This window comes from Paraburkholderia bannensis, assembly GCF_014200455.1.
Classification (GTDB): Bacteria; Pseudomonadota; Gammaproteobacteria; order Burkholderiales; family Burkholderiaceae; genus Paraburkholderia; species Paraburkholderia bannensis_A.
Genome location: NZ_JACHBW010000052.1, coordinates 1 through 4730 on the forward strand (window position 1 = coordinate 1; position 4730 = coordinate 4730).

Annotated in this window: 5 protein-coding genes and 1 pseudogene; 5 read left to right on the plus strand and 1 reads right to left on the minus strand. The window is 56.7% G+C overall.

The annotated features are described in order from the left end of the window. Positions 1-386, minus strand: a 386-nt coding sequence (locus F4827_RS34650) for a twin-arginine translocation pathway signal (protein WP_183733902.1), incomplete at its 3' end; no start/stop codon positions are given. Between the two features lie 201 nt (positions 387-587). Between F4827_RS34650 and F4827_RS34655 the strand changes: the two genes are divergently transcribed. From F4827_RS34655 to F4827_RS35740, 5 genes and pseudogenes are all read left to right on the plus strand, one after another. Then, entirely contained in the window at positions 588-1043 is a 456-nt protein-coding gene (locus tag F4827_RS34655; protein ID WP_221303929.1) for a type II toxin-antitoxin system HicB family antitoxin, read from the plus strand. A gap of 82 nt (positions 1044-1125) precedes the next feature. Continuing rightward, positions 1126-1323, plus strand: coding sequence for a hypothetical protein (locus F4827_RS34660; protein WP_183733905.1), 198 nt, complete (start codon positions 1126-1128; stop codon positions 1321-1323). 1780 nt (positions 1324-3103) lie between these two features. After that, positions 3104-3910: an IS5 family transposase gene (locus F4827_RS34665; protein WP_183733908.1), complete on the plus strand. Its 807-nt coding sequence runs from the start codon at positions 3104-3106 to the stop codon at positions 3908-3910. Positions 3911-4258: 348 nt separating this feature from the next. Then, complete coding sequence (locus tag F4827_RS34670) at positions 4259-4462, plus strand: hypothetical protein (RefSeq protein ID WP_183733911.1); 204 nt, start codon at positions 4259-4261, stop codon at positions 4460-4462. A 122-nt stretch (positions 4463-4584) separates the two neighbouring features. Further along, positions 4585-4730: pseudogene (locus tag F4827_RS35740) on the plus strand (IS110 family transposase); the annotation flags it as partial.

Consider the following 4730-nt stretch of genomic DNA (forward strand, 5'->3'; position numbering starts at 1 on the left):
TCGTCGGTCATGAACAGAAAGACGATTGCACGCGACTGGGCACCGATCTGCCAGCCGACGGATCCGGTTGCCGTGCTGTAGTAGCCGACGGTATGACCGCCAACGCGCAGCGATCCTTCGCCGTACTGTCCGCCAACCACAAGGCCCGAATCGATCACTGACGGGAATATCAGCACGCCCCGCGCTTTGGAAACCAGTTCGCGCGAACCTTTCGCGTCGGCATAAAGACGGGAAAGGGTCGAGTCGAAACCCGCGTCGATCGTGTGGCGTTTGTCCATCTGCTGGCCGCTGGCGTTGGACGGGCTGGTTGTGGTGCAGCCGGAGCTGGCCAGTGCAAGTGCGAGGGCGAACCCCGGCACGCTCCACATCAATGTTCGTCTGGGCATGATCCCCTCCTGAAGTATGGGGCAATGCTTTCGACGCTACGCCAGAATGAACGCCGATGCGGTGCGACACCGTACAAATTCGTTTTCCGATGTGCTGCGTCACGTGCTGGAACTTTCGCGATACACGTCTTGATGCCGGACGTACGAAAGTCCTGCACCGTACAGACGTGCATCGGCCTCGACAGCAAAATGCGCCATCACATGAGAGACTTCTCTTGGGTCAGCGCGGAGGCGACTGTGCATTATCCCCTGTATGTTCAACGTGACGGGCAACGCTATCGCGGCGTGTTTGCAGATTTTCCATGGGTGGAAGTGGAAGGCCGCACGTTTGACGATCTGGCGGTAAGCGCAGAGCGTCTCGTGCAACGCATGTATCACGGCAGCGAGCACATCCTTCCCGCTCCGACCAGCGACATGTCGGCACTGCAGGCGCTCGATATGGACGATGGAGAAGGCCTGTGGATGTTCGTCGATATCGATTTGATGAACGTCCAGTCGCATTCCGTGTTCGTACAGATTTCCCTTTGCAGGAGCGTTCTGCAGGAGATCGACCTTGCTGCGCAACGGCGCCATATCGGCAGGTCGGCGTATATCACACTTGCGTGTTTTCATGAACTGGCACACGTGAGCGATGAAGTAGCGCTTCGGCGCTCTTGAAGAACTCGCGCGTCTGGCTCAACAAAGGCGTGGCCAGGGCGCATTGTGTATCTATCGGGATCTTACCTCACGGGAGGGCGAAATGAGCCAGACGCTAATGGGTTATTCGGTGGGCTTTGCCGCTGCGGTATTCGTTGCGATCTATCTGATGTTGCGGTACTGGGCCGTGCATCGGCATCAGGTGACGAAACATGACGATAAAGATCCTGCCAGCATCCGCAAGGCCCAACAGCCATCATTGAGTGCTCACGCGCAGCATCCGTCGATGGATGTGGACTGAGACGGAGAGAATGTGACATCGGCGCCGTGGGGAGTTATCGCCGGAATGGCATTGATGATCGCATTCGCGTTGTATCTGCGCGGCAAGCGGGCGGACCCTCGGCCGTGTCCCGACCCGACACCATGAACACGTTCATTGCTTGCACAGACAATACAAGGAGGTCATATGTCGCTCTCCCCGTCGCACTAAGCCCCCACCTCAGGATAGACGCGTGGCACATGAGCGTGCCGACGAAACACGCGAGAAGAAACGCAGTGAAGACGCCGCCGCAAGCGAACCCACTGCGAAGAAATGGCGTTACTGGCTTTGCGGGGTACTGCGAAAACGTGGCCATAGACGAACCACTTCACTCCAGAAGTGCTCGCCCGGCAGGAGAGTACTATGTCACAATCCATGATTAGTGTTGTAGTGGGGCTGGGCGTATTTTTAGTTATCCTGATTGTGCTGTTCCGTAGGTACCGGATCGAACACCCGGGCGAGGGAATGTTTCAATGGATGGACTCACATCACATGAGGTGGATGCATCGTAGACGCTAGTACATGAGCGCCATCATCGGAAATGACGCTCGTGATGAAATGCACTACACGTCGTGCTCCCGGAAGGAGGTCACTATGAATAGGCCATGGCTTAGCGTGGAGGCGATTCTCGAACAGTTTCGCTTAGGTGTCGGGATGTCTTCCGACCAGTCTGCCACTGCTCATTGTCTTCAGTGGCTAGCAGAGTTCCTCGCACGCGAGCACGCAACGATGAATGCAGAAGACTGGGAGGCCCTTGTCTACGTAGGCAAATTGCTTTGGCAGGACGAGGAAACACGGGTTGAGACAACGGAATACACTGAAATTCAAGCTTGCATGCGGATAGGACAGTGAACGTGGCTCTCGCACTGCGTTTCGTGGCCAGGACATTAGCTGTGGCGGGTAGGACGTGGAAAAAGTCCGTTGGCGTACAGAGGTGCGACTCGATTGGTCGCATTGTGCGTTGACCTTCCAGTGGACGTGGCTGGGAGAAAGGGCGCATGAAATGATGACTTCATGGAGAAGAACGATTGAACGACGGCAAGCTATGACGGTGAGAATTGACCGATAGCGGAATCACCGTCCGCAGGCTTTAACTGCATAAGCTCGAGGAAGACCAGCTATCACTTGTGGGTGTCAGGCAAGAGGAGTTTGCAATGATGACGCTATACTATGCGTGAAAATCGCACGATGATGCAGTGGCGGCTCGAGCCGGACGCCTGCAGCGGGCGCATGAGCCGCCCGGGCGCAAAATGGCGATAGAAGAAACTGAAGCAGACGCGCAACACAGTTGCGGTGAGTTGACGGAGCGAGGCAAAGACGTTTGGCACCGGTGAAGCGGTATTGATGGCGGCGGGATGGTACTTGCGTCCACGCGCCGTAAATCGCCGTGAACCGATCGAGTGGAAAGTGGCGAGATGCGTTGCGTCGTCTGGCAAGAGAATCATCGTATGTGCCATTGACCTGAAATGGGTATTTGTTCGAGATCGTTCGTCATAAAAAGCTTAGTCTGCATTTTCGCGTTGCGAGTCGTGGCCGCCCTATGTCGGGTTGCTTCACAATTCAATGCCGCTTTCGCTGCACATGTCGAAACACAAAGCAGGAGTGGCAATGGGCGCGATCAAGTTCTATCGCAATGCGACGAGCTAGTCCAGTCGAAAAACTGATCATTACCTGAGTCCTGGCGGTCTCGTTTGGGAATGTGACCATCCGTGAATTCTAGAAGGTGTTATGAACTTTCAGCCAGACCTGGTACCCTGGGGGGATGAAAAAACGCAGACCCTACCCAACGGATGTATCAGACGAAGAGTGGTACTTCGCCGCTCCGTACCTGACCTTGATGAACAAGGACGCGCCTCAGCGCCGCTATGAATTGCGCGAGATGTTCAACGCTTTGCGCTGGATTGTCCGCGCGGGTGCGCCGTGGCGTCTGCTGCCCAATGACTTTCCTCCGTGGGAGACGGTCTACCAGCAGACGCAACGCTGGATTCAGGCGGGCTGCTTCGAGGCTATGGTCAATGACCTGCGTTCGATTATCCGGGTGGCGCAGGATCGCCGAGGCCAGCCCAGTGCTGTCATCCTCGATGGCCGTACGCTGCAGTCGACATGCGAGAGCGGCCCACGCGCAGGCTATGACGGGTACAAACGCAAGAAAGGCAGCAAGGTACACATGGCTGTGGACACATTGGGGCAACTGCTTGCGGTGCATGTGACGCCGGCCAACGAACAGGAGCGTGCACAGGTCGGAGAACTGGCGCGTCAGGTTCAGCAGGCCACCGGCCAGACGGTCAGGGTGGCGTTCGCCGATCAGGGATATACCGGCGAAGAGCCTGCGCAGGCAGCACTCGACGAAGGAATTGAGCTTCAGGTGATCAAACTGGCGGAGGCGAAAAAGGGGTTCGTGCTGTTGCCGCGCCGCTGGGTGGTGGAGCGCAGCTTCGGCTGGCTCAACCGCTTCCGTCGTCTGGCCAGAGACTACGAGCGATTGCCCGAAACCTTGGCTGGCTTGCATTTCGTCGTATTCTCCGTGCTTATGCTCGTCCACTTTGCAGCCCTTAACAAAAGTGCATAACACCTTCTAGGGCCGAGACGGTCGAATTTGCCCCCCAAAAAAATTTCGCGGCCATTAATTCCGACCCGCGCGAAGTAGGGGATCACGTCCGTTGAACCAACGCTACGTCGCTTCCCATTGACTAAATTTAATGCTGCGGAGGCAGGGGGAGCAAGACCGTACCCCTGCGACTTTCCCGAACGTTGAGCCGTAACCGGGAAGCGTGATGGCGCCTTTTGTAGTGCTTTCGCAATTCACCGATCAGGGCATCCGAGCGATCATCGGCAAGCTGCCTTGATCTGCGACCAGCCGGCCGCGTTTCCCATATCCGCCGCTGCACAGTCAGGTTTTTTCTGTCGAGGAGGTCAAATGAACACCGAGGACAAAGGTGACGTTTGTGCATTCGTGCTGACGGCCGAACAGATCGGCGGCTGGGTGTGGGTTATCTCGCTCGTCGACTTCGAAGCGCGCGAAGTGCGCCGCTCGCTCGTAGCCGAAGAACCCTTTTCTACGGAGCGCGCGGCGAAAGACGCGGGCTACGCTCGTCTCGAAGCGCTCGCACACGATCAGTAGCTGGGGGTGAGCGAGCCGAAATAAGGTCAAGTCTAATGGGATGGACGCCCCCACCCGAAGCGGCATCAATGTGCCAAAGTGGAAGTGTCAAAGCAACCACCCGACCGAGGGGAGCGCCCATCATGAAGATTACGACGATTGGCATCGATCTGGCGAAGAACATTTTTGCCGTCCATGGTGTAAATGAGCATGGCCGAACCGTCCTGAGGAAAGTGCTCAAGAGAAATCACGTTGCGGAGTTCTTCGCCAACCTCCCCACCTGCGTGAT